Origin of the sequence: Parvularcula maris (assembly GCF_024505085.1) — a bacterium.
Lineage (GTDB): Bacteria > Pseudomonadota > Alphaproteobacteria > Caulobacterales > Parvularculaceae > Parvularcula > Parvularcula maris.
Window position 1 is genome coordinate 153,309 of the sequence record NZ_JANIBC010000001.1, and the last position, 25,207, is coordinate 178,515.

Below are 25,207 nucleotides of genomic sequence, written 5' to 3' on the forward strand. Positions count from 1 at the left end.
AACCGGTATCCACTTGGTCGGAAAGTGCTCTAGCGCATAAAAAAGCGGCGCCGCGAGGGCGTCGCTCTCTTCATCACTTCGAAGCGGAACTTAGAAGGAGACGCGGTAGCCGATCTCGGCGATGAACTGATCGACATCGACGTCGAGATCGCTGTCGAGGCCGAGCGTGCCGCCGGTGGAGACCTCAGCGGTCTGAGCACCGCGGTAGCGGAAGCCGGCGTGAAGGACGCGGGTATCGGTCAGGTCGTAGTCCACACCGAGCATGGCCTGGTAGGCGAAGTTCACCTCGTCATCGTCGACGAAGTCGAGACCGGACGGATCGTACTCGACATTGATGCGCATGACGCCAATGCCGACGCCGACATAGGGGTGCACGCGCTCGTTCGGCACGGTGATGTCGTAGTAGCTGTTCACCATGGCGGCGATGGTAGTCACTTCGCCTTGGGCATCCTCGAGGACGCGGCCGATGGTTACGCCGACTTCGTCTTCCGCGCCGAGCAGCGCGCCGACATCGAGGCCGGACAGGTCTGCGCCGAGAGCCTGAAGGTCGTCATGGTCCTGGACGTCGTTGCGCGAGTAGCTGAACTCGAGCTCGGAGCGGAACGGGCCGTAGCTCGTGGTCTTGCCGATGGCGAGCGAGAAGAAGCCGCCGATCTCGAAGTCGCTTTCGAAGCGGTAGGCCGCGTCGCTGGTCAGGGTGCCTTGGTCGAGGCCCAGAACGAAGTTCTCGTTCACGTCGCCCGAGTTCGAGCTGTCGCCCATGAACACGGCGCCCACGTTACCCTGGATATAGTAGTCCTGAGCCTGCGCGGTAGAACCAGCGACCAGGGCCGCGCCCGCGACCGTTGCGAGCATCACATATTTCGGCATCTTGTCCTCCTCAAACGCCCCCTGCCGGGTTACGGGCGCTGCAAAACCTTGCGCCCATCAACCGGCGCACCACGGATAAAGCCTTCAACGTTGCGCATTCAAGACAGTTCCCGCAACTGATCTGCGGAATCAGGCGAATTAGGCAAAAAGGCAACAGAGGAGCGCAGCATGGTTACCGCGCCAGCGTTGCCTTTCATGCCGGTGGAGATGGTAAACGGATGCAGGAGCGAGAGCAGCCCATAGGCGCTGAACGCCGCGTACTTCTTGTGGTTGGCGGGGGTATCGCCGCCTACAAGGCGCTGGAGCTGGCGCGCGAACTCGGCAAGCGGGGCGTGCAGGTGACGCCGCTCTTAACCAAAGGGGGGGCTGAATTTATCACCCCACTGTCGCTTTCAGGTCTCACTGGAAACAAGTGCTACACCGACCTCTTCTCCCTCACCGACGAGGTCGAGATGGGCCATATCGAGCTCTCGCGCTCCGCCGATCTCGTTCTGGTTGCACCGGCCACGGCCAATATCCTCGCCAAGGCCGCTGGCGGGATCGCCGACGACCTCGCCACCACCATGCTCCTCGCCACCGACAAGCCGGTGATGTTCGCCCCGGCCATGAACGTGAAGATGTGGGAGCACGCCGCGACAAGGCGCAACATCGCCCAGCTCAAGGAAGACGGCTGCCGCTTCGTCGGCCCCGACGAGGGCGCCATGGCCTGCGGCGAGTGGGGGGAGGGGCGCTTCGCCGAGCCCTCCGTCATCGCCGACGCCGCCGAGAAGCTGCTGCCTGCGCCGGGTGGTCCCTTGCGCGGCAAGAGGATCGTCATCACCGCCGGCCCCACCCACGAGCCCCTCGATCCCGTCCGCTTCATCGGCAACCGCTCCTCGGGCAAGCAGGGCTACGCCATCGCCGCCGCCTGCCGCCGGGCGGGGGCGGAGGTGACGGTGGTCAGCGGCCCCGTCTCGCTCCCCGCCCCCTCCGGCTGCGAGATGGTGCGGGTCGAGACCGCGCGTCAGATGCTCGCTGCCTGCGAGGAGCTGATGCCCTCCGACGTCTTCATCGCCTGCGCCGCGGTGGCCGACTACCGCCCGGCCCTTGAGACCAAGCACAAGGTCAAAAAGGAGCGCGGCGGGCTGACGGCCATCGACCTGATCGAGAACCCCGACATCCTGCGCGAGATCGCCTCCAGATCCGCGAACCGCCCTGGACTGGTCATCGGTTTCGCCGCCGAGACGGACGACGTTCTCGGCCACGCCGAGAGCAAGATGAAGCGAAAGGGCTGCGACTGGATCGTGGCCAACGACGTCTCGCCGGGGCGCCCCGCCATGGGCGGCGATCAGAACGAGGTGACGGTGCTCGGCTTCGAAGGCGACAAGACCCTGCCTCTGATGAGCAAGGATGCGCTCGGCGACATGCTGGCGGCGATGATCGGCCGGGCGCTCGGCGGCTAGGCTGCTGTTTCTCAGCCTTGTGCCCGCCCCCCTCCGTCGTCCAGCCTGACGGAAAAGGGAGAGCGACATGGCAAGGATCGTCGGACTAGGCGGGGTCTTCTACAAGGCGAAGGACCCCGAAGCACGAAAGGCCTGGTACCGGAAGCATCTCGGCCTCCATGGCGGCGACGGCTATCCCGGCGTGGAGATGCGCTGGCGCCGCCCCGACGCCCCTGACCACCAGGAGATGTCGCTCGTCTCCTTCTTCCCGACCGACACGGACTATCTCGGCGACAAAGGCCACCCCTTCATGCTGAACTTCGTCGTCGAGGACATTGAGGGCTTCGCAAGCAAGCTGAAGGCGGAGGGTGTCGAGGTCAGCGACATCGTCGACGAGGGCTACGGCAAGTTCGCCTGGTTCAGCGACCCCGACGGCATCAAGATTGAGATCTGGGAGCCCGCCCAGCCCATGCCGGATCTGCCTACGCCCTAGAAAGCGATTTGCTTCACCCTTAAGGCTTCACCGGACATGCCGCGTACGGAGAGGCGGACCGTGCTCGCCTGCCAGTCGATCTCCATCTCGCCGAAGTTCTCGACATAGACGGGCAGCCCCTGCCGGTAGGGACCGGGCTCATGGGCGGTCTCGCCGCGCCGCGTGCGACCGGCGCTCTGCGGTGCGTTCAGCGAGGACGCCGTCATCTCGTGCAGGGTGAAGGGCAGCACATCCTCACGGGCGTAGAGCCCGCCTAGGTGACGGTCGCCGGAGACGGCGACGATGTTGGTAGCGCCGCTCTCTTCGATGATGCCGTAGAGCCTCTCGCGGGCGCCGGGGAGGGTCCGCCACGCCTCCCAGCCGTGCCCCTCGGCGAGGATCTGGATCGAGCTGACCAGCACACGGAGGTCGGCGGGCTCGCGCAGCACCTCGGCCAGCCAGGCCTCCTGTACCGCGCCAAGCATCTGCGCACCCGGATCGTCCTTGGGCAGGTAGCGCTCCTTCCCCGGCGCGCCCCGCTCGTCGGTGGCGAGGAGGTCGTCGCGGAAGTAGCGTGTATCGAGGAGGATGATCTGCACACGCTGACCTTCGGGACCATAGGTCTTGGCCGTGTAGACCCCCTCGCGCGAGCGCCGCTCGTCATTCGGGTCGATGTCCCAGGCCCGCATGTAGATGTCTTCGGCAACCTCCTTACGCGGGTAGCTGCCGCCCTGATCGTTGAGGCCGTAATCGTGATCGTCCCAGACCGTCAGCATGGGCACGGTCTTGCGAAGCGCGGTGAACTCCTCATGCTGACCGAGCGTGTTGTAAGCCTCGACCAGCTCGGTCATCCTCGCATCACCTAGGTCGCGCACATCGCCGTAGACATTGTCGCCCAGCATCACAGCGAGATCAGGCTGCTGCTCCGCCATCGCAGCCAGAATAGGCGCGGGCTCCTTCTGACGCAGGCAGGAGCCGAACACGATCCGGCTCATCGGCGCGCTCTCCGGCGCTGCCAGCAGCGCCATGGGCTCGACCCTCTCCCATGGCGCCCTCTCGCGCGTGTCGATTTCGAGATCGACATCGCCGCGCACGACGCAGGCGGAGAGAAGGGGCAGGAGGGCGGCGGCGGCAAGGAGGCGTGTCATGCCGCCCGCCCTAGCTCTCCTTTATGACACTATTCCGACGCTTGCGGCTGGGCTTGCGCCCGGAAGCCGCCGGGCGTGTTGGCCGCCATCCAGGTGAAGGCAGCGTAGACCGCGACGTTCTGGGCCAGCTCGTCCTCGTCGATCTTGTCCAACGTGTCGTCAGCGGTGTGGTGGAGGTCGAAATAGTCCCAGCCGTTCTGGCGCAAGGTCACCACCGGCACGCCTGCCGCGGCCAGAGGTGAGACGTCTGGTCCGCCGCTCGCCTGGTTGTTGCCGAGCGCCACACCAGCGCGGGCCAGCACACGGATCATCTGCTGACGGAGCGGCAGCTTGTCCTCGCCGAAGCGCGTATCCATCTGCCAGATCTCGCGGGCGCCGAAGTCGCTCTCGGCAGCCATGGCGTGAAGCGGCAGCTCGTCCCGGTGCGCCTCGGCATAGGCGCGGGCGCCTAGAAGGCCCACCTCCTCCGCCCCCCAATAGACGAGGCGGATGGTGCGAAGCGGCTTCTCGCCGGTCTCGCTGACATGGTCGAGGATCAGCTTGGCCGCCCCCGTGGTGATGCCCACGCCTGCGCCGTCGTCGATGGCGCCGGTGCCGAGGTCCCAGCTATCGAGGTGCCCGCCGATGACGACGATCTCGTCCGTCTGCCCCTTGATCTCGGCGATGACATTGCCCGAGGTGACCTCGCGCTTGGTCTTGACGCCGATGTCCAGGCTCACCGTGACCGGCCCCAGCTCCATGGCGCGGGCCAGTTGCTCCGCATCGGGAAAGCTGAGCGCCGCCGCCGGGATCTTCGCGTCTTCATCTGCATAGCGCATGGCGCCGGTATGGGGGAAGCGGTGCCGGTCCGTGCCCACCGAGCGGATCAGCGCCGCCGCCGCGCCCCTTTTCGCTCCCTCATTGGCGGCGCCCGAACGCTTGCGCACCGCGACGCCGTAGCCCGAGCCGTCCTGGGTACGGGTCATGCCCTCGTCCACGAAGACGATCTTGCCGCGGAGCGAGCCGTCCATCGGCGCTTCGATCAGATCGTCGAGGCTTTCGAAGCGCACCACCTCGCCTGACACCCCGCCGCGCCCCGTGCCGATGGAGCCGCCGAGCGCTGTGATCTCCAGCTCCTGAGGGAAGGGCGTCTCGATGGCCGCGTATTCGTAGCTGCGTTCCCAATAGGGCATGGTAAAGGTCTCGGTACGGACGTTCGAGAAGCCGAGTTCCTCGAGGTAGCCCTCAGCCCATTCGCGTGCCCGTTCCTCGGCCTCCGAACCGCCGAGCCTCGCCCCCACGCGGGTGGTGAGCTGTTTGACGGTCTCATAGCCGACGCTGTCCTCCATCCCCGCTTCGAGCAGCGCCTCGGCCTCTTCGCGCACCTCGTCCGGAATGGTCTGCGCCTGGGCAGCGGTAAGGCAGAGGGCGGAGGCGGCGAGGAGCAAACGTTTCATGGGAGAGGTGTCCGCGTCTGAGGGGCCGGGGTCAAGGGTTCCTCTGAACCACCGCTATCGCGGACAAAAGTATTACGACAGAGGCTATAGCGTCATCCCGGCCGTAGCGAAGCGGAGAGCCGGGACCCATGGACCTTCATTCCGCAACCCATGACGGTCCAGTTCATAGATCCCGGATAAGCCTGACGGCTTTCCAGGATGACGGAGGTTGAGAACCTCCGAACATACCCCTCACTCGCCTTCGAAAAACGCCTTCATATCTGCGACCACCGGCGCTTTCTTCGTGAGCGGCACGGCAACGATGATCTCGATATGGTCGATGCCGTCATAGACCACCGATCTTGTGCGGATGCCCTGCTCCGACAGCAGTGCCTCCATTCTAGCGGCGTTGCGCGGATGGACCACCTCGTCATCGGCGCCGTGCAGGAAGAGCATGGGCGGGGTATCGGCGGTGACGCGGTTCACCGGCTGGGTCGCTTCGAGGTCCTTCGCACTGCCGAAGGCTGCCTTGGTGACCCTCCCATCGAGGGGCAGGAAGTCGTAAGGCCCCGCCAGCCCCGCCACGGCGTCGATAATCGCCGGGCTCTTGCCCTCCGCTTCCAGAAACTCCGGCGCCGCGGCCACCTGCACCGCGTTATAGGCGCCCGCGGAGTGGCCCGCGAGGAACAGGCGCTCGGGGTCGCCGCCCCAGCGCCCAGCGTTCTCGTGCACGAAGGCGACGGCCTTGGCGGTGTCGGCCATGAACGCGTCATAATCGTGCTCCGGCGCTAGGCGGTAATTGATGACGGCGGTCACATAGCCCTCGGCAGCGAACCTTCGCCCCAGCCAGGGGTAGTCGTCCTTGCTGCCGGTCTCCCAGGAGCCGCCATGGATGAAGACGAGGACCGGGTGGGGGCCTTCCGCCGACGGTGTGTAGACATCGAGCCTTTGCCTTTCGAGCCCGCCGTAAGCGATGTCACGCTCCACCTCCCACTGGCCGCGCAGCTTGGGCGCGTAGGCGTCGAGGAGCTGCGGCCCCGAACAGGCGGTGAGGAACAGGGCTAGGGCGGGGAGAAGTGAAAGACGCATGAGGGAACCCTGGCCGCTGATGCCCGCCGCTGCAAGGGCGCGGCAGGCCTTCCTACCGCGGTGCGTTCCGGCCGATGAAGAGCTGCCACAGAAGCGCCGCCAGCGGCAAGGCGGCGAGGCTGGCCACGACGTCCAAGGGGTCGACCGTCCGTTCCGGGATCAGTACCTGAAGCGCCTCATAGCCCACCGCGCCGAGGCCCACCCACATGGCGTTGGCGAGGGGCTGCTTGGACCTGAAGCCCAGGAAGAAACAGCAGAAGCCGAAGGCGTAGAAGAAGCTCGGGCTCCAGGCGTCGAAGGCGAAGAGGGTGAACGGACTATCCGGCTCAGCAGGCCGGACGATCTCCTGAACCCCCGCCGCTGCGAGCCAGGACAGCCGCCACGAGGAAACCGGGGCGTATCCACCGCAAGACCTTCACCGCGCTGCCAAGGCGGAGCGCGCCGTGGCCCAGATGTCGATATGGCCGATCGGAGGAAGATTGAATGTCTCGGTCGTCTTCTCACTGCCGAGCTTCTTCGCCACACGCTGGGACGCCGCGTTGGTAGGCGCAATAGTGTGAACGACCTGGCGAAGCCCAGGATACCGTTCAAATGTCCAACGGCAGGCTGCGAGGGCTGCCTCTACCGCATAACCCCTTCGCCCTCGGCGAGGGTGGATGGTCCAGCCGATCTCGAGCCCTGGCCACCCGTAGGGCTGCCAAGGACCGACGCGACCTATGAGAAGCCCGGTGCTTTTCTCGACCACCGCCATGAAGCTGTGACCGACGAGGTCCCAATGGCCTTCAATCATGGCGATATGCCTCGCCGAGTCGGCCAATGTAGCGGGGCCGGGGATCAGCGTCCGCTCCACGGCGGGCTGGTTCATCATCTCGTGGTAGGCGGGGGTGTCGGAAAGCCGGAACCGCCGCAGGATCAAGCGCTCCGTACGCGATACTTCCGCACCGGGGGCGGGACGATACTGCCGAGAGACCGGTTTGTCTGCGCTGTTCATAGTACTGGCTTACACCAGTTCAAGCCGATGCGCACTGCTCCCCCTCAGCCTACCGGCAGCTCCCCCTCGGGGAGGGGGAGCGAGATAGAGGGTAGGCGCTGGTTTGGTTTTCCTCCCCCGCCACTGCCGTGGCCTTCTTCGCTTAGATTTGGTCCCCCGGACCAAATCTTCCACCTAGGGTGAACCAGCTACGAAGTGGGGGAGGTGCCCGAAGGGCGGAGGGGGCAGCGGCAACGCCCCATAAGACAAACCCCTTACTTCAGGCTCGGGTCAATCTTCTGACAAGCCTCGACCAGGTCCTCGACCGCGGCCACCGAGTTGTCGAACATCTGCTTCTCCTCATCGGTGAACTCGATCTCGAGAATGCGCTCGGCGCCTTCGGAGCCGATGACGATCGGCACACCGACATAGCGGTCCTTCACGCCGAACTCACCGTCGAGATAGGCTGCACACGGCACCACCACCTTCTTGTCGCGCAGATAGCTCTCGGCCATCTGGATGGCGGAGGCGGCGGGCGCGTAGTAGGCTGAGCCGGTCTTCAGCAGGCCAACGATCTCGCCGCCGCCCTTGCGGGTGCGGTCGACGATGGCGTCGATCTTCTCCTGAGTGGACCAGCCGAGCTTGACCATGTCGGGCAGGGGGACGCCCGCGATGGTCGAGTAGCGGGTCGAGGGCACCATGGTGTCGCCGTGACCACCGAGGACGAAGGCGGTGACGCTCTCGACACTGACGTTGAATTCTTCGGCCAGGAACATGCGGAACCGCGAGCTGTCCAGAATGCCCGCCATGCCGACGACCTTGTTCGTCGGCAGGCCCGAGAACTTCTGCAGCGCCCAGACCATCGCGTCGAGGGGGTTGGTGATGCAGATGACGAAGGCGTTCGGTGCGTGCTTGGCGATGCCCTCGCCCACGGCCTTCATCACCTTGAGGTTGATCTCGACGAGGTCGTCGCGGCTCATGCCGGGCTTGCGGGGCACACCGGCGGTGACGATGCACACATCGGCGCCTGCGATGTCGGCATAGTCCTGTGTGCCTTTCAGGCGGCTGTCATAGCCGTCCACGGGGGCCGACTGGGCGATGTCGAGCGCCTTGCCCTCGGGGATGCCCTCGGCGATGTCGAACAGGACGACGTCGCCGAGCTCCTTTTGCGCGGCGAGATGGGCGAGCGTGCCGCCGATCATGCCGGAGCCGATCAGGGCGATCTTGTTGCGGGCCATGGGAATACTCCTCTGGGTCAGGGTTGATCTCGTGGCGCCGCACCTAACCGGGCGTGCGCCGCGCCGCAACAAGACGGGGCGGTAGAGGCAAAGTCTATCGGATCGCGGCCATTCATCCCGGAAGCGCGCCAGCGCTATCCGGGACCCATGGCCTATAGATGGTCACAGGAGCAACGGCAGCACATGTCGCTTCGAGTGGTCCATGGATCCGTTGATCCGCGTTGCGGCTCAACCGAGGCCGGGATGACGGATTAGAGCCGCTCGCCCCGCCAGGCCACGCCTTGCCAGTCCATGAGCAACACGATCTCGCCGCTCTCCTGCCGCACAAACGTGAAACTCTCCGGGGAGGCCGGGTCGGCGAAGAACACCGTCTCGCTCTCCGCCTGAAGCTCACCGGCGAGCTGGCCGTTCTGGTAGACCGCCAGCCCATCCTCGGTCGCCTCGACCCGCAGCTTCAGACCGCCCGCCTCGGCGAAGAGGTAGGTGCCCTCGTACTGCTTTCGCAGCTCGAACGGCACGGACACCGCCGTTCGCGAGACCGTCTCGATCAGCTCGTAGGGTTCACCGTCCACCAGCGCCCGGAGGTCCTTCGTCATCCGCCCGAAGGCGACCTCGTCGTAGTTGGCGAGGAACACCACCCCGTTCAGGGTCTTGCGGTCGACCTCGCCCCAGGCCCGCTTGCCGGTCGAGCCGCCAGCATGGGCGATCATGCCCTCATCATTGGCGAGCTCCCCGGCGAAAGGGCCGCTGGCGGCGAAGAGGAGGAAGCGGTGGATGTCCTCGGCGGTCGCGAACAGGATCGCCGTTTTGAAGTCGCCATCGTCTTCCGTGTAGGGCACCTCCATGATCTCGCCGTCCTCGAGCTCGTGACCCGAGGCGAAGGCCGTGAGGTTGTCTCTGCCCGAGTAGAAGCGGGCACCCGCCCCCGCCATCCCGGCGGGCTCGAAGATCGCCTTCTCGACATGCCGGACGAAGCTCTCCCCCGTCACCTCGCCAATGATGAGGTAGAGAAGCTGGTAGCCCACATTGGAGTAGCGGCTGTCCGTGCCGGGCTCGAACTCCAACGCCTCGCCGCGGATCGCCCAGAGGATGTCCGCCGGGCTCATCTCGGTGGAGGGCTTGGACAGGTAGGAGAACTCGCGCGGGAAGCCGGAGGTGTTGTCCATCAGGTGCTGGATAGTGATCCGGTCGCCCTGGGGAACGCCGCTCACATAGCGGCTGACGGGAGCATTCCGGTCGATCTTTCCCTCCGACTCGAGCTGCAGGACGGCGAGCTTGGCCACCAGCTTGGAGAAGGAGCGCATGTCGAACTGGCTCGCCATGGTCACCGGCATGGAGGCGGGGACCTCGCCGGGGACGGTGTAGGCGCCCTCATGGAACACCTCGCCGCCGCGCGACAGCATGACCGTGCCGTTGAAGGCGCCGTGCTCAGCCGCAGCGCTGAGATAAGCGTCGGCCTCGGTATCGAAGGGGGCGGGCTTGCTATCCGGTGCGGCGGCGCAGGCGGCGAGGGTTGCAGCGAAGGCGAGGCCGAGAACGGCAGGTCTCATCTGAACTCCGTGTCATTTTTTGTTATGACCGACACTTTGGACGCCGCGCCGCTCTTTTGAAGGGGCGTTGAGCGCAAATCCGCTCAAACGAAGCGGTTTTCCCACGCGCTTGCGAATTGCGCTTCGGAACGAAGCCTGCGGCCGCCCCGTTCCTACGCCAGCTAACCCCATAGGAGGCAAACATGGCCGATCTACTTCGTATCATCCTCTCGATCCTCATCCCGCCGCTCGGCGTCGCGCTGCAAGTCGGCTTGGGCGCGCAGTTCTGGATCAATGTCGTCCTGACGCTGCTCGGCTACATCCCCGGCGTCATCCACGCGATCTACATCATCCTGACCCGCTAGTCCGGTGCTCAAGGGCAAGGTGAAGACCGGCCCCGACAGGGGCCGCCGAGGCCGGAACCCTGCCGAACCCGAGGTGCTGCCGCCCGAAGTGGCACGCCTCGACCGGCTGGCCGACCTCATGGACAGCCGGTTCAGCTTTCTCGGCATCCGTTTCGGTCTCGACAGCATTCTCGGCCTGATCCCAGGGGTGGGTGACGCCGCCGCCTTAGGGATGTCGGGCTACCTCATCGCCGAAGCTGCCCGCGCTGGGGCCAGCAAGGGCACGCTCGTCAAGATGGCAATGAACAGCGGCGTCGATGCTGTGATCGGCTCCGTGCCCCTTATCGGCGACGCCTTCGACGTGGTCTTCAAGGCCAACCGCCGCAACGTCGCCCTCGTCCGCCGCGAGATGCTCCGCCGCCACGAAGAGCGGCTGGACGGCGAAGTCAGCATTGGTTGATCAAGCCGTAGGGCGGCTCGCGGAGCGTGCCGCCTTTGCCAGCTCCAACCGTTCAGGCGGCACGCTGCGCAAGCCGCCCTACGCTCTACCCCTTACCAAGCGGCGTCGCCTCCTCCGAAGCCTCCTGCGCCGCAGCCATGGCTTCAGCCTTGGTGCCGTTCTTTTTGGCTTCGAAATAGTCCTTGGTCATTTTGAAGATCACCGGGCTGAGCACGATCAGCGCGATCAGGTTCGGCGCCGCCATGAGGCCCGTCAGCGTGTCGGCGATGAGCCAGAACAGGTTGACGATGTTCGCCACGCTGCCCTCGAAGGCGATCGAGAGCGCGCCCAGAAACACCACCACGATCCAGGAGATGCGGAAGGGCAGCACCGATTTCTCCGAGAAGAGATAGGCGCAGCAGCGCTCGCCGTAGTAGCTCCAGCCGAGAATGGTGGTGAAGCCGAAGACCACGAGGCCCAAGGTCACGATATGGCGCCCGATGCCCGTCAGGGTGGCGTCGAAGGCGGCGATGGTCAGCGGCGCGCCGGTGTCGCATCCCGCCGGCTGGCCGTCTGCCTGGAAGACCTCTAGGGTCAGGGTAGAGGGCAGGCACCCGTCTCCCACCACGCCCGAGGTGAGGATGATGAGCGCCGTGATGGTGCAGACGATCAGCGTGTCGATCACCGTGCCCAGCATGGCGATGATGCCCTGGTTCACCGGGTCCGAGTTCTTCGCCGCCGCGTGGGCGATGGGGGCCGAGCCCTGGCCCGCCTCGTTGGAGAAGATGCCGCGCGCCACGCCCTTCTGCATGGCCAGCATCAGAAGCCCGATGGAGATGCCTGTGCCCGCCGCGTCGATGCCGAAGGCGCGGGAGAAGATGCGCGCGAAGGCCGTCGGCACCTGGTCGGCATTGAGCAGCACCACGATGAGCCCCGCGCCTAAGTAAGCGATGGCCATGATCGGCACGAGCTTCGAGGCCACGCCCGCGATCCGCTTCACCCCGCCGAGGATCACCGCCGCAGCGCCCGCTGCTAGAAGGATCGCCATGATGACCGGCATCGCGCCGTAGATCGCGCCCTCCTCGCCGCCGCCGTAAGTGGCCCGCACGGCGTCGGAGATCGACTGCGATTGGATCAGCGCGCCCGTGCCCCAGGAGGCCAGAACGCCGAAGACGGCAAAGGTACCGCCTAGCCATACCCAGCCCGAGCCCATACCGTTCTTGATGTAGTACATCGGCCCGCCGACATAGTTGCCGTTGGCGTCCTTCTCCCGGTAGCGCAGAGCCAGCACGCCTTCGGAGAACTTGGTGGCCATACCGACGATGGCCGTGACCCACATCCAGAAGACCGCACCCGGCCCGCCAATGGCGATGGCGGCGGCGACCCCTGCGATATTACCGGTGCCAATGGTCGAGGAGAGCGCCGTCATCAGCGCGGCGAAGGGGCTGACATCCCCCGCGCTCGCCCCCTCGCGCTTACGGAACAGCTCGGAGAAGGCGTAGCCGAGCTTCCTCACCGGCATGAACCGGAGCCCCACCGTCAGGAAGATCCCCGTCAGAAGAAGGAGGGGAAGAAGGAAAAACTGGCTCCAGACAAAGCCGTTCGCGGCTCTGATCAGACCTTCAAAGTCCATAGGGGAATACTCCGGGGGGTACGTCTCTGCCTCAAGGGCCGGACGCTAGGGATGGCCGGGGCATCTGTCCACTAACGCGTGCTGCGACGCACGGTAGTGCCCTTGGGCGACCCGGCCGCTGCCGCTGCCGTTTGAACTGAAGGGCTCCGAGCGGTAACCTCCGGTCAAACCTTGCTTGAGGAGCAGCCCTTGTCCGTCATCATTCATCTTCGCCTTGCCTCCGTGAGCCTTCTGGCCCTCACCGCCGCCGCCCATGCCCAGGACGCCCCCATCGTCCAGCCGGGCGCTCCTGGCGAGGACGCGCGCGAGCTCTCCGCGGACGAGGCGGTGAAGGTCGCCTCCTCCAGCTACACCGAGGCGGATGTCCGCTTCATGCAGGACATGATCCCGCATCACGGCCAGGCTCTGGAGATGGCTGTCCTCGCGCCCGACCGGACCAATAACGAGGAGGTCCTCGACATCGCCGAGCGTATCCGCACCGGCCAGGAGGGTGAGATCACCTTCATGCAGGGGTGGCTTCGCGAGCGCGGCGAGGATGCCCCCGGCGCAATGAGCGCCCATGACGGCCACATGGAGGGCATGGACCACTCCGCCCACGGCATGGACGGCGATCAGCCCGGCCATATGACCGAGATGGCCATGTCGCACGCAGCCATGGGCATGGCGACGCCGGAGCAGATGAAGGAGCTCGAAGCCTCCGAAGGGACCGACTTCGACCGGCTGTTCCTCACCCTGATGATCCCCCACCACCAGGGCGCGATCCGTATGGTCGACCAGCTTCTCAGCCAAGCGGGCTCGGCCTACGACCCGCGCCTCTACGAGTACGTCTCGGACATCAAGGCTGACCAGTCCGCCGAAATCCGTCAGATGAACGCCATGCTCTCGGGCCTCTCCGAGGACGACCGCGTGGGTCTCGAACCCGGCTTCCGCGATGCGGGCGAGGCGTCCATGAACATGAAGCTCGTGGCGAACCTGCCCAAGCCGCGCGGCTTCTTCGACCCCGAGAACCCCTCGGGCCTGCCGCCGAAGATCGAGCCCGAAACCGAAGAGACGCCTGCTGACGAAGAGGCGGAGGAAGCCGAAGAGGACGAGGACGGCGAGCCCGTCCGCACCGCTGAGGACAACGAAGATAGCAAGACCCAGTGGGGCGAGCGCTGGCCGCTTCTCTCCTTCTGGAACACCGACATGGCCTTCTCCGGCGACATGCTGGTGGCCGGTAACTATCACGGCTTCAACATCTACAAGCTCGACGAGGAGGGCATGCCGAGCCTTCAGTCCTCCGTGGTCTGCCCAGGCGGCCAGGGCGACGTTTCCGTGGTCGGCGAGCTTCTCATCATGTCCGTCGAGCAGACCCGAGGGCGCAAGGATTGCGGCCTCCAGGGCATCCAGGAGGATGTCAGCGAGGATCGCTTCCGCGGCCTTCGCATCTTCGACATCTCCGACCCGAAAGCACCGAAGCAGGTGGGTCAGGTCCAGACCTGCCGCGGCTCCCACACCCACTCCGTGGTCTCGGCGGACCGTAGGCGGATCGTCGTCTACAACTCCGGCACCTCCTCCGTGCGTGACGGCGAGGAGCTGGAGGGCTGCACGGCGGGCATGCCCGGCAACCAGGATACGGCGCTCTTCTCGATCGACGTGATCGAGATCCCCGTGCGCAGGCCGTCCCGTGCACGGATCACCTCCTCTCCCCGCGTCTTCGCAGGCGAGGACGGCAGGGTCGCGGGCCTATGGGAGGGCGGTGACCACGGCGAGGGCACCCAGCGCACCTCGGTCACCAACCAGTGCCACGACATCACCGTCTTCCCCGAGCTTCAGCTCGCGGCGGGCGCGTGCTCGGGCAACGGCATCATCCTCGATATCTCCGACCCGCTGAACCCCAAAAGGATCGATGACGTCACCGATCCGGGCTTTGCCTACTGGCACTCGGCCACCTTCAACAATGACGGTACGAAGGTTCTGTTCACAGACGAATGGGGCGGGGGCACCCAGCCGCGCTGCCGGGCGTCCGACCCCATGACCTGGGGCGCCGATGCCATCTACGAGATCAAGGACGGCAAGCTCGAATTCCAGTCCTACTACAAGATCGACGCCCCGCAGTCGGATCAGGAGAACTGCGTCGCCCATAACGGCTCGATTATCCCCGTGCCCGGACGCGACCTCTTCGCCCAGGCCTGGTACCAGGGCGGGCTCTCCATCGTCGACTTCACGGATGCTGCGAAGCCGCAGGAGATCGGCTATTTCGACCGTGGTCCCATCCACGACGAGCGCATGGTGATCGGCGGCTACTGGTCGACCTACTACTATGACGGTAAGATCTACGGTACCGAGATTATCCGTGGTCTCGATGTTTTGGAGCTGACCCCCAGCGAGCACCTGTCGGAGAACGAGATCGCCGCCGCCAAGCTCGCCGTCGAGCGCGACGCCTTCAACCCGCAGGACCAGCACCCGGTCGAGTGGCCCGCCCACCCGGTCGTGGCCCACGCCTATCTCGACCAGCTCGAACGCTCCGGCGACATGGACGAGGAGGCCTCCGCCCCCTTACGCGCCGCGCTCGACCAGTCCGCCTCCGTCATGTCTCAGGACAAGAGCGACGGCGACCTGGCGTCGGAACTGGCCGAACTCGCCGAGGGCATCGAGGCGAAAGGCGAGGGCATGACCGCCAAGCGCATGGCCGCGCTGAAAGAGACCATGGAGGGCATCGCGGCGGAGCTGCGGTAACCCACAACCGTCATCCCGGAAAGCCGTCAGGCTTATCCGGGACCCATGGACCCACGCGTTGTGATGGACGCTACGTTTGGTCCATGGGTCCCGGCTCTCCGCTTCGCTGCGGCCGGGATGACGTCTGCTATATAAGGTAGGGCGGCTCGCGTAGCGTGCCGCCGTTCAGGGCTCGGACGGTTGCAGGCGGCACGCTATGCGCGCGCCCCTACGCATCCTCATCCGCCCGGTGCTCTTCCTTCAGATACCCCTCGCTGCGCATCTCATAGAGCCTAGACGCCGTGCGCTCGAACTCGAAGGCCAGTTTGCCGTCCGTATAAAGCTCATCGGGCTCGGCCGCCGCCGAGCAGACCAGCTTGCAGCGGTGGTCATAGAGCGCATCGATCAGCGTACGGAAACGAGAAGCGGCATCCGCATTCTCCGGCGTGAGCTTTGGGATGTTGTCGAGAAAGACCGCGCCGTAGCGCCGCGACAGCGCCAGATAGTCCGGCGCCCCCAACGGCCGCTCGCAGAGCTCAGCGAAACTCGCCCGCGCCGTATCTCCCGCGGCCTGCGGTATCGTCAGCTTCCGTCCGCCCACCGACAGATCATAGGGCTTCGGCTCCTTACCCATGAGCTGGCTGGCGAAGGTCTTGTCCATGCACGCCTCCGCCTCCGGCCCGAGCGGCGAGAAATAGACGCCCAGCCGTTTGAGCCCGGCCAGCCGGTAGTCCTCCGCCGCGACGATCTCATGCACGGTGAGGGTGCTCTCGATCAGCTTGATGAAAGGCTCGAACAGCTCACGGTTGATGCCGTTCTTGTAGAGCTCCGAGGGCGCACGGTTCGAAGTGACCACGAGATTGCCGCCGCGTTCGAAATAGGCCTCGAAGAGTCGCCCCAGAAGCATGGCGTCGGCGATGTCGGTCACCTGCATCTCGTCGAGGCAGAGAAGCTCCGCCCCCTGAAAGACGTGCTTCGCCGCATGGGGGATGGGATCGTCGAGCTCCGCCCGCCTAGCCCTTGCCGGATGGCGCCGCCGCTCACGGTCATCCATGCCGCGCCAGTCGCGGATGAAGCTGTGCATCTCCTCCATGAAGACATGATAGTGCCGCCGCCGCGTGGGCAGGTCGGGCGCCAGCCTGGCGAAGAGGTCCATCAGCAGCGTCTTACCCGCCCCCACCCCGCCGTAAAGATAGAGCCCTCCCGCCTCGCGCGGGTTCTGCCAGGGCAGGCGGCGGCCGTTCTCGGCGCGCAAGCCATCTTCCAGACGGCCCAGCGCTTCGGCCGCCTCGGCTTGGGCCGGGTCGGCGCGCAGCTCGCCCCTCTCCACCAGCTCTTCATATGTACTCAGCGTGTGCGACATGGTCCGCTTCGGGTTATGGGAAGCCAAGATGACTGACAATTCCGAACTCTCCCTTTTAATGATCGAAGAGGCCCACCGGCTGATCGCGCCGCACATCCTCCGCACCCCGCTCCTGCGCGCCGACGCCCTGGACGAGGCGGCGGGGGGCCGGGTCTATTGCAAGGCCGAGTGCCTGCAGCTCACCGGCTCCTTCAAGCTGCGCGGCGCCCTCAACCATCTTCTTTCGCTGACCGAGGAGGAAAGACACAAAGGCGTCGTCGCCTACTCCTCCGGCAACCATGCCCAGGGGGTGGCGAGGGCCGCCAAGATCGCGGGCGCCCCCGCCGCCATCGTCATGCCCGCCGATGCGCCGCTCGCCAAAAGAGAGCGCACCGCCAGGGACGGGGCGGAGGTCATCCTCTACGACCGCGAGACCGAGAGCCGCGAGGAGATCGGCGCGAAGCTGGCAGCGGAACGAGGCGCCAAACTCGTGCCCCCCTACGACCATCCCCTCACCATGGCGGGCCAGGGTACGGCTGGGCTCGAGCTTGCCGAAGACATCCCCGACGCCCCCGACCAGGTGCTCATCTGCTGCTCCGGCGGGGGCCTCGCCGCAGGCATCGGCACCGCCGTCCGGGCGAGCTACCCCAATGCCGAGATCATCACCGTCGAGCCGGAAGGTTTCGGCGACATGGCCGCCACCCTCGAAAGCGGTGAGCGCCGCCGCAATCCGGCGAAGGGCGGCTCGATCTGCGACGCGCTCCTGGTCGAAACCCCCGGCGAGCTGACGCTCCCTGTCCTCCAGACCCTAGGCGCCCGCGGCGTCACCGTCACCGACGACGACGCCCTGGCCGCCATGGCCTTCGCCATGCGCGAGCTGCGCGTCGTCCTCGAGCCCGGCGGCGCGGTGGCCCTCGCCGCAGTCCTCTCCGGCAAGGTCCAGACCAAGGGCAGGACAACCGCCCTCATTCTCTCCGGCGGCAACGCCGATCCCGAACTCCTCCTGCAGGCGCTCAAGAGCAATTGAGACCTGCAACAGAGAGGAACCTTCTAGGAGGTGTTCGTTAGCCTTGTAGCAATAGGCGCAGCGCGTCTCGCTGGCCGAAGGATAGAACATGCTCAACAGAACCAACGGTCTGGCGCTCAGCGCCGCCGCCCTCGCCATCGCGGCCTGCTCCAGCATCGGCAACGAGCCCACCGCCTCCACCGCTTCCAGCGACGTGGTCCGGCCCGAGGTCAGCTCCGACTTCGAGTACCCGACCTACAAGCGCGAAACCATCATCGACGAGGCCGAGAACGCCTTCGGCCAGTTCTCCGCCGAACTCGCCGAAGTGGTAGACGGCATCTTCAACCGCCGCGGCGGCGGCCCCCAGGCCTTCATCGCCGGTGAGGAAGTCGGCGGCGCCATCGGCGTCGGCCTCACCTACGGTAAGGGCATGCTGTACCGCCCCAACCAAGAGCCGATCGAGGTCTTTTGGCAAGGCCCGTCCCTCGGTTTCGACCTCGGCGGTGACGCCTCCAAGGTCTTCATCCCGGTCTACGATCTCGGCCCGACCGAGAACCTCTACCGGCGCTATCCCGGCGGCGGCGGCAACGTCTACTTCGTCGGCGGCGTCGGCGGCGAGGCCATGACCCAGAAGGGCGTGACCGTCGTCCCCATCCGCTCCGGCATCGGCGCCCGCGCCGGCGTCTCGGTGGAGTACATCAAGTTCACCCAAGAGCGGGACGTGAACCCGTTCTAAGAGCCTTCGGCTCTGCGAACTGCAGGAAAGGGGCCTGTTGTCAGGCCCCTTTTTGCTAGGTGCCAATATCATTCATCTAGGGCAGGCCATGACCACCAAACGCAACTACCTCTTCGTCTCCACCGACGGCCTCCATGTGGACTGCGCCTGGCGCATCCAGCGTGAAGGACACGAGGTTCGCTACTGCATTCAGAACCAGGCCGAAGCCGATATTGGCGACGGCTTCGTGCCCAAGGTCGATGACTGGCGCGAGCATACGGACTGGGCCGATGTGATCGTTTTCGACGACGTGCTCGGCGAGGGGGAAAAGGCAGCCGCCCTACGCGCCGAGGGCCACGCGGTCATCGGCGGCACGCCCTACACGGACCGTCTCGAAGACGACCGCAGCTTCGGCCAGGACGAGCTGAAGAAGGCGGGGGTGAACATCCTTCCCTATAAGGAGTTCACGGACTTCGACAGCGCCATCGCCCATGTCCGCCAGCATCCCAAGCGCTACGTCATCAAGCCTTCCGGCGAGGCACAGAACATCAAGCGGCTGCTCTTCGTGGGTATGGAGGAGGACGGCTCCGATGTCGTCCGTGTGTTGGAGGCCTATAAGCGTGTCTGGTCGGAGACCATCAAGGTCTTCCAGCTCCAGCAACAGGTGACCGGCGTCGAGGTCGCGGTGGGCGGCTTCTTCAACGGCTCCGAGTTCATGGAGCCGATCAACATCAATTTCGAGCACAAGAAGCTCCTGCCCGGCAATGTCGGCCCCGCCACCGGCGAGATGGGCACCTCGATGTTCTGGACGCCGCCCAACCGCCTCTACCGCGAGACCCTGGCCAAGATGGCGCCGAAGCTCAAAGAAGAGGGCTTCGTCGGCTATATGGACGTCAACTGCATCGTCAACGGCCACGGCATCTACCCGCTCGAGTTCACCGCCCGCTTCGGCTACCCCACCATCCAGATCATGTCCGACGGCCTGAACATGCCGCTGGCGGACCTCTTCCATCAGATGGCCGCCGGCAGCGAGAAGAAGTTCAAGGCGAAGAAGGGCTTCCAGGTCGGCGTCCGCCTCGTCGTCCCGCCCTACCCCTTCAAGGATAAAGAGACCTTCGAGAGCTACTCGAAGGGCGCCGCCATCGTCTTCAAGCGTCCGCAAACGGAAGGCATCCACATCCACGACGTCCGCCGGGTCAATGATGAGTGGCTGGTCACCGGCGGGGCAGGGCTAGCGCTCGTCGTCTCAGGCCTCGGCCCCACCATGAAGGACGCCCAGAAACAAGCCTACGGCCGTATCAAGAACATCCTGATACCGAACATGTACTTCCGCGACGACATCGGCGACCGCTGGGCCGACGACAGCGACCGCCTGCACACATGGGGGTATCTGCGGGAGGTGTAGCCCGCACGGCGGAACGCGAAGCTTTCCGCCGTTCGGCGCAGTACCCAGGCACGGCGGCACGCTGCGCGAGCCGCCCTACGGTTTCATCTCTTCCCTCCGAGGTACAAGGCCCCTCTTTTGCGCCTTCCCATGGTCGCGCAGCGATCCATGGGACCCATCACCCGACGGACTAAGCCGTACTCAAACGGCAGGAGATGGGTCCCACGGTCTACGCTTCGCTACGCCGTGGGAAAGCGGATGAAGAAACCGCTGCCCGTAGGGCGGCTCCCGGAAGCGTGCCGCCAATCCTAGGCGGACTGCCTCAAGGCCGATCACCTTCGGTGTTCCGCCCTACGGATGTGGTGGCGAACTTATCCCCGCCCTCTCCCCGTCGCGTATGTTCCTCTTGTCGCAGCAGACGTTCGGGGCGGGAGGCGCCATCCTACTCGGCTTGCTGCCTTGGTGGGGCTTCGGGGCGGGTGGTCCTGGGGGCGGCGCAGCAGATGCTCGTCCGCTTACCGTCTGCCCGCAAGCTGGACCCGAGCAGGGCGAGCTAAGGATTGGCCCCTGTTCAGAGCCTTACCAAGCGGGCGCGCGGCGTTGGGGAATGGGCTCCCCTCAGGCCAAAGCACCTTTCACAGTTACACACCCACGCGGCGGCCGCGCCGCGCGCCGGGTCCCCGTTCCGATGAACTGTCCGCGACAAGCGGATGGTTGTGTTGCCCAGCCTCCTACCGCCGTCATCCCGGCCGAAGAGCCGGGACCCATGGACCAGTCAGCTCTGACAAACGCAACGGACCGAACGGCACGCACCGCCGGTCCATGGATCCCGGATCGCGCTGGCGCGCTTCCGGGATGACGGGGGAAGGAGATGACCTCCTAAGCCACCCTCTCGCCGCGCCGCGCCACCAGCATCGCCTTGATCTCGGAGATCGCTTTGGCCGGGTTCAGCCCCTTAGGGCAGACCTGGACGCAGTTCATGATGGTGTGGCAGCGGTAGAGCTTGAAGGTGTCGTCGAGCTGGGCGAGGCGCTCGTCGGTGCGATCGTCGCGGCTGTCCTTGATCCACCGGTGGGCCTGGAGGAGGGCCGCCGGGCCGAGATACTCCTCGTCTTCGGCTCCGCCCTCCTTATTGCCGTTCCACCAGTAGGAGGGGCAGGCCGTCGAGCAGGAAGCACACAGAATGCACTCGTAGAGGCCGTCCAGCTCCTCGCGGTCCTCCTGGCTCTGCAGGTGCTCTTCCTCGGGGATGTCGTCAGCCTGAAGGAAGGGCTGGATCGAGGCGTGCTGCTCGTAGAACTTGGTGAGGTCGGTGACGAGGTCCTTGACCACCGGCATGTGCGGCAGGGGGTAGATGTTGATGTCGCCGCGCCCGAGCTCATCGAGCCCCGTGGTGCAGGCGAGGCCGTTCTTGCCGTTGATGTTGAAGGCGCAGGAGCCGCAGACGCCCTCGCGGCAGGAACGCCGGAAGGCCACCGTGGGGTCGAGCTCGGATTTGATCTTGATGAGGAGGTCCAGCACCATGGAGATGCCCTTGGTGTCGACCTCATAGCTGTCCACCCGCGGGTTCTCGCCGGTATCGGGGTCGTAGCGGTAGATCTTTACCGTCCGTAGCGCCGCATCCTCGCCGGTCTTCTCGGTCCGATAGGACTTGCCGTCCTGTTTGATCTTCGAGTTACGCGGAAGAGTGAGTTCGACCATGGGGGAGAGGGGCTCCGGTAGATGCGGCGTGCTTGTCGCTCAGGCAGGTAAAGGCTTTGCTGCCGGGATGCAAAGGGCGAATCGGCGCGGGGGGCCTCAGTCGCGAAGGGCGATCACCCGCATCCCCGGCTTGGTGTGGAAGGGGAGGAAGTGCCTACCGAAGCCCGTCCGCTTCAGAAGCGCGCCCATCCCGGCCTTGGTAAAGAGATGGATGTGCTCCGGCGGCTTCACCGAGTGCCAGTCGAGAAGCGCCTTCGGCCGCCTGAAATGCCCGGCATCCGGCGTCGTGAGGTAGAGAACGCCCTTCGGGGCCAGCCGCTCACGGCAGAGCGTAAGGAAGCCTTCGGGGTCCGGCACATGCTCGATCACCTCGGCGCCGTAGATCATCTCGAAGGGCTCCGTGACAGGGACGTCCTGCAGCATGCCCTTATGGAAGCAGATCTCGGGGTAGAGCTCTTGCCCCTTGGCCACCGCATCGGGGTCGATCTCGACGGCATGGGCCTCGAACCCCTTGCGCCGCGCAGCCTCCGCCGCGGTGCCGATCGAGGCCCCGACCTCCAGGAAGCGGCGCTTCGGCCCGTTCGGCTTGGGGCTCAGCGGGGTGAGGAGCCGCAGCCGTTTGCGGGCGCGGGCCACCTTCTTCTCCGCCTTGGCCATGAAGCCGGAGGTCGCGTGATAGGCGGTATAGAACCGAGCGAGCTGGTCGTCGCTGGGCAGCGGGTACATGCTGACCGAGCCGCATGAGCTGCAGGACAGAAGCTCCGGTCTGTCCTCCGCCACGCCGCAGCTCCGGCCTGCCTCGAGGCGCATAGGGCCGTCGGGGCGGCGCGAAAGGCTCTCCTCCCACGCCTCCCAGCTCGCCGCCAACTCGCGCTCGAGGCTTCGGCAGAGGGGGCAGGGGGGATAGCCGGGCTCGCTCGTCACCGCCTTCAGTCCCTGAGCCGGACCCTGATCGTCCTGCCCAGGGGTTCGATCTCCATCCGCCTTCCGCCAAGGGCGGCCCGCTTGATGGTCACCCGCTGGACGCGGTCGCGTCGGCTTTCGGAGATGGTCGTGCTGTCACTGTCGAGCTGGTCCCAGATCTCACCGTTATCGAGGCGCACCGTCAGCTTGCCTCGCGTACCGAAGCGCAGCTCGGTCACGACCGCATCATAGGGGAAGCTGGGCTTGGCCGCGCGAGAAGCGTCTCTCGCTTGCTGCCTGGCTCTGGCCAGTTCAGCCTCTGCGGCCCTGGCCCTCTCATCCGCGGCTTCGGCTGCACGGCGCGCCTGGTCGAGCTCGGCGGACCGAGCGGGCGGGGGCGCTACCACCTTCGCGGCAGGAGCGGGAGCGGCCACCTGACGCCGCCCCTTATCCTCGCGTCCCGCGGCATCGAAGCAGCGCAACCGTTCCAGGCTGTCCTCCACATCGACACAGGCTCGGTAGGCATCCACCGGTGCGGTCTGCAGTGCGACGGCGGCAATCAATAGAGACAGCATGACTTGTCCTCGTTCCCCAATAGCTCGCTACAGTCTGGACGAGAACCGACCGGACCGCAAAGCGGTTCAGCGGCGGAAGGCCAGGGTAAGGACGGCAGAGACCAGGAGCCTGATCACCGCCGTCACCAGGAGAAAGGTCACCGTGGCAGGCATCAGCTTGGTGTCGCGGTAGGTCTCGATGAGGAGAACGGCGTCGTCCTGCCCCCGAAACCAGGTGAGAAGGAGGCTGGCCAGGGAGGTGAGGGCCGAGTGGACCGGACCGGCGGCAAGCTCGGCGGTCTTCCACACCGTGGAGCCTGCAAAGGCCAGGTCGATTGCGATGACGGTCAGGGTCACGGCAAAGGTCAGCGCGCCTAGAAGGAAGCCGTTCACGCCGCAGCGCCTGTCGATAAGTGTCATGCTGTCCCCCTTTGCCGCTCAGGACAGGAGGACAGCTTGAAAAGAAGAGCGGCGCAAGCCCGAAGTCTGACTAGGCTCAGCGATGGCGATGGGGGTCAGTACACCCGCTTCTTGGGCTCGATATAGCTGATCTCGTTCGAGAGGGTCCAGGTGTGGACCGGCCGGTAGTCGATGTCGCTCTCGCCATCTTCGAACCAGGCGATGGTGTGCTTCATCCAGTTCTCGTCGTCGCGCTCGGGGAAGTCCTCGCGGGCATGGGCCCCGCGGCTCTCCTCCCGGTTGGCGGCGCTGTCGATCGTGACGATGGCCTGAGCGATGAGGTTGTCGTATTCCAGCGTCTCCACGAGGTCTGTGTTCCACACCATGGTGCGGTCGGTGACGGAGATGTCCTCCGTGCCGCGATAGACTTCGCGGATCTTGCCCTGGCCCTCTTTGAGGGTTTCGCCGGTGCGGAAGACGGCAGCGTCGTTCTGCATCACCTTCTGCATCTGCAGGCGCAGCTCCGCCGTGCCGGTGGAGCCTTCGGCGTAGCGGAAGCGGTCGAGACGGCTGAGCGCCTTCTCCTCCGAGGTGTTGCGCAGCTCGGGAACCGCCGTGGACGGATCGACGATCTCCTTGCAGCGAAGGCCCGCCGCGCGCCCGAAGACCACGAGGTCGATGAGGCTGTTCGAGCCCAGACGGTTCGCGCCGTGCACGGAGACGCAGCCCGCCTCGCCGATGGCCATGAGGCCGGGCACGACCGAGTCCGCGTTGCCGTCCACCTTGGTCAGCACCTCGCCATGATAGTTGGTGGGGATGCCGCCCATATTGTAGTGGACGGTGGGGATGACCGGGATCGGCTCTTTGGTGACGTCCGCCCCGGCGAAGATCTTCGCCGTCTCGGAGATGCCGGGCAAACGCTCGGCCAGGGTCTCCGCCGGGATGTGGTTGAGGTTGAGGTGGATGTGGTCGCCGTCCGAGCCGACGCCCCGTCCCTCGCGGATCTCCATGGTCATGGCCCGGCTGACCACGTCGCGGGAAGCGAGATCCTTCGCCGACGGAGCATAGCGCTCCATGAAGCGCTCGCCTTCGGAGTTGGTGAGGTAGCCGCCCTCGCCGCGCGCACCCTCCGTGATCAGACAGCCCGCGCCGTAGATGCCGGTGGGGTGGAACTGCACGAACTCCATGTCCTGCAGCGGCAGGCCCGCGCGCAGCACCATGGCGTTGCCGTCACCGGTGCAGGTATGAGCCGAGGTGGCCGAGAAATAGGCCCGTCCGTAGCCGCCGGTGGCGAGGATCGTCATCTTAGCGCGGAAGCGGTGGATCGCGCCGTCGGCGAGGTTCCAGGCGAGAATGCCCTTGCACTCGCCGTCTTCCATCAGAAGGTCGAGGGCGAAGTACTCGATGAAGAACTGCGCCTGCTGGCGCACCGCCTGGCCGTAGAGCGTGTGCAGGATGGCGTGGCCTGTCCGGTCGGCGGCGGCGCAGGTGCGCTGCACGGGACCTTCGCCGTAGTTCTTGGTCATGCCGCCGAAGGCGCGCTGGTAGATCTTGCCCTCTTCGGTGCGGCTGAAGGGCACGCCCCAGTGCTCGAGCTCGTACACGGCAGCGGGAGCGTTCTTGCAGAGATACTCGATCGAGTCCTGATCGCCCAGCCAGTCCGACCCCTTGACGGTGTCGTACATGTGCCAGCGCCAGTCGTCCTCGCCCATATTGCCGAGCGATGCCGAGATGCCGCCCTGGGCCGCCACTGTATGGCTCCGTGTGGGGAAGACCTTGGTCACGCACGCCGTCTTCAGCCCCGCCTCTGCCGCGCCGAGGGTGGCGCGGAGGCCCGAGCCCCCAGCGCCCACCACGACGACGTCGTAGGCATGGTCGATGATCTCGTAGGACTTCTTCGGCGTGTAGGTCGTGGACATACGGGCGTTCCTGAATGCT

Annotated in this window: 23 protein-coding genes; 8 read left to right on the forward strand and 15 right to left on the reverse strand. The window is 65.7% G+C overall.

Going from position 1 to position 25,207, the window contains the following annotated elements:
• Positions 1–90: 90 nt before the first annotated feature.
• The gene (locus NOG11_RS00730; RefSeq protein WP_256617705.1) at positions 91–870 is read right to left on the reverse strand and encodes an outer membrane protein; all 780 of its coding nucleotides are present in this window, start codon (positions 868–870) and stop codon (positions 91–93) included.
• A gap of 218 nt (positions 871–1,088) precedes the next feature.
• On the opposite strand from NOG11_RS00730, the gene coaBC reads away from it, so the two are divergent.
• On the forward strand, positions 1,089–2,312 hold the full coding sequence (coaBC, locus tag NOG11_RS00735) for a bifunctional phosphopantothenoylcysteine decarboxylase/phosphopantothenate--cysteine ligase CoaBC (RefSeq protein ID WP_256617706.1): 1,224 nt from the start codon (positions 1,089–1,091) through the stop codon (positions 2,310–2,312).
• A gap of 67 nt (positions 2,313–2,379) precedes the next feature.
• Complete coding sequence (locus NOG11_RS00740; protein WP_256617707.1) at positions 2,380–2,784, forward strand: VOC family protein; 405 nt, start codon at positions 2,380–2,382, stop codon at positions 2,782–2,784.
• On the opposite strand, the gene NOG11_RS00745 is transcribed toward NOG11_RS00740, so the two are convergent.
• The 7 genes from NOG11_RS00745 to NOG11_RS00775 form a co-directional block, all read right to left on the reverse strand.
• A complete protein-coding gene (locus NOG11_RS00745; protein WP_256617708.1) occupies positions 2,781–3,911 on the reverse strand; it encodes an alkaline phosphatase D family protein in 1,131 nt (376 codons plus the stop codon). The genes NOG11_RS00740 and NOG11_RS00745 overlap by 4 nt on opposite strands.
• A 29-nt stretch (positions 3,912–3,940) precedes the next feature.
• Positions 3,941–5,347 carry a M28 family peptidase gene (locus NOG11_RS00750; RefSeq protein ID WP_256617709.1) on the reverse strand — a complete coding sequence of 469 codons (1,407 nt, stop codon included), beginning with the start codon at positions 5,345–5,347 and terminating at the stop codon, positions 3,941–3,943.
• A 231-nt stretch (positions 5,348–5,578) separates the two neighbouring features.
• Positions 5,579–6,415, reverse strand: a complete 837-nt coding sequence (locus tag NOG11_RS00755) for an alpha/beta hydrolase (protein ID WP_256617710.1) — start codon at positions 6,413–6,415, stop codon at positions 5,579–5,581.
• A 52-nt stretch (positions 6,416–6,467) separates the two neighbouring features.
• On the reverse strand, positions 6,468–6,623 hold the full coding sequence (locus NOG11_RS00760) for a hypothetical protein (protein ID WP_256617711.1): 156 nt from the start codon (positions 6,621–6,623) through the stop codon (positions 6,468–6,470).
• 207 nt (positions 6,624–6,830) lie between these two features.
• Positions 6,831–7,406 (reverse strand): GNAT family N-acetyltransferase, encoded by a 576-nt coding sequence (locus NOG11_RS00765; protein WP_256617712.1) that lies wholly within the window; start codon positions 7,404–7,406, stop codon positions 6,831–6,833.
• 254 nt (positions 7,407–7,660) lie between these two features.
• Positions 7,661–8,623 (reverse strand): malate dehydrogenase, encoded by a 963-nt coding sequence (mdh, locus tag NOG11_RS00770; protein ID WP_256617713.1) that lies wholly within the window; start codon positions 8,621–8,623, stop codon positions 7,661–7,663.
• 251 nt (positions 8,624–8,874) lie between these two features.
• Entirely contained in the window at positions 8,875–10,173 is a 1,299-nt protein-coding gene (locus tag NOG11_RS00775; RefSeq protein WP_256617714.1) for a serine hydrolase domain-containing protein, read from the reverse strand.
• A gap of 182 nt (positions 10,174–10,355) precedes the next feature.
• On the opposite strand from NOG11_RS00775, the gene NOG11_RS00780 reads away from it, so the two are divergent.
• A complete protein-coding gene (locus NOG11_RS00780; protein WP_256617715.1) occupies positions 10,356–10,517 on the forward strand; it encodes a YqaE/Pmp3 family membrane protein in 162 nt (53 codons plus the stop codon).
• A gap of 4 nt (positions 10,518–10,521) precedes the next feature.
• Positions 10,522–10,956, forward strand: coding sequence for a DUF4112 domain-containing protein (locus tag NOG11_RS00785; RefSeq protein ID WP_256617716.1), 435 nt, complete (start codon positions 10,522–10,524; stop codon positions 10,954–10,956).
• Positions 10,957–11,041: 85 nt separating this feature from the next.
• Here NOG11_RS00785 and NOG11_RS00790 read toward each other — a convergent pair whose 3' ends face one another.
• Complete coding sequence (locus NOG11_RS00790; RefSeq protein ID WP_256617717.1) at positions 11,042–12,568, reverse strand: alanine/glycine:cation symporter family protein; 1,527 nt, start codon at positions 12,566–12,568, stop codon at positions 11,042–11,044.
• A gap of 189 nt (positions 12,569–12,757) precedes the next feature.
• On the opposite strand from NOG11_RS00790, the gene NOG11_RS00795 reads away from it, so the two are divergent.
• Positions 12,758–15,286: a DUF305 domain-containing protein gene (locus NOG11_RS00795; protein WP_256617718.1), complete on the forward strand. Its 2,529-nt coding sequence runs from the start codon at positions 12,758–12,760 to the stop codon at positions 15,284–15,286.
• Between the two features lie 208 nt (positions 15,287–15,494).
• Here the strand turns inward: NOG11_RS00795 and zapE are convergent, their stop codons facing one another.
• A complete protein-coding gene (gene zapE, locus NOG11_RS00800) occupies positions 15,495–16,628 on the reverse strand; it encodes a cell division protein ZapE (RefSeq protein WP_256617719.1) in 1,134 nt (377 codons plus the stop codon).
• A 28-nt stretch (positions 16,629–16,656) separates the two neighbouring features.
• Between zapE and NOG11_RS00805 the strand changes: the two genes are divergently transcribed.
• From NOG11_RS00805 to NOG11_RS00815, 3 genes are all read left to right on the forward strand, one after another.
• A complete protein-coding gene (locus NOG11_RS00805) occupies positions 16,657–17,634 on the forward strand; it encodes a threonine ammonia-lyase (RefSeq protein WP_256617720.1) in 978 nt (325 codons plus the stop codon).
• A gap of 88 nt (positions 17,635–17,722) precedes the next feature.
• The gene (locus tag NOG11_RS00810; protein ID WP_256617721.1) at positions 17,723–18,349 is read left to right on the forward strand and encodes an EipA family protein; all 627 of its coding nucleotides are present in this window, start codon (positions 17,723–17,725) and stop codon (positions 18,347–18,349) included.
• Positions 18,350–18,437: 88 nt separating this feature from the next.
• Positions 18,438–19,733, forward strand: coding sequence for a phosphoribosylglycinamide synthetase C domain-containing protein (locus NOG11_RS00815; protein ID WP_256617722.1), 1,296 nt, complete (start codon positions 18,438–18,440; stop codon positions 19,731–19,733).
• 858 nt (positions 19,734–20,591) lie between these two features.
• Here the strand turns inward: NOG11_RS00815 and NOG11_RS00820 are convergent.
• From NOG11_RS00820 to sdhA, 5 genes are all read right to left on the reverse strand, one after another.
• Complete coding sequence (locus NOG11_RS00820) at positions 20,592–21,413, reverse strand: succinate dehydrogenase iron-sulfur subunit (protein ID WP_256617723.1); 822 nt, start codon at positions 21,411–21,413, stop codon at positions 20,592–20,594.
• A 96-nt stretch (positions 21,414–21,509) separates the two neighbouring features.
• Positions 21,510–22,337 (reverse strand): class I SAM-dependent methyltransferase, encoded by an 828-nt coding sequence (locus NOG11_RS00825; RefSeq protein WP_256617724.1) that lies wholly within the window; start codon positions 22,335–22,337, stop codon positions 21,510–21,512.
• Between the two features lie 5 nt (positions 22,338–22,342).
• Positions 22,343–22,891 carry a hypothetical protein gene (locus NOG11_RS00830; RefSeq protein WP_256617725.1) on the reverse strand — a complete coding sequence of 183 codons (549 nt, stop codon included), beginning with the start codon at positions 22,889–22,891 and terminating at the stop codon, positions 22,343–22,345.
• 66 nt (positions 22,892–22,957) lie between these two features.
• Positions 22,958–23,290 (reverse strand): hypothetical protein, encoded by a 333-nt coding sequence (locus NOG11_RS00835; protein ID WP_256617726.1) that lies wholly within the window; start codon positions 23,288–23,290, stop codon positions 22,958–22,960.
• A gap of 95 nt (positions 23,291–23,385) precedes the next feature.
• Complete coding sequence (gene sdhA / locus NOG11_RS00840) at positions 23,386–25,188, reverse strand: succinate dehydrogenase flavoprotein subunit (RefSeq protein WP_256617727.1); 1,803 nt, start codon at positions 25,186–25,188, stop codon at positions 23,386–23,388.
• Between the last annotated feature and the right edge of the window lie 19 nt (positions 25,189–25,207).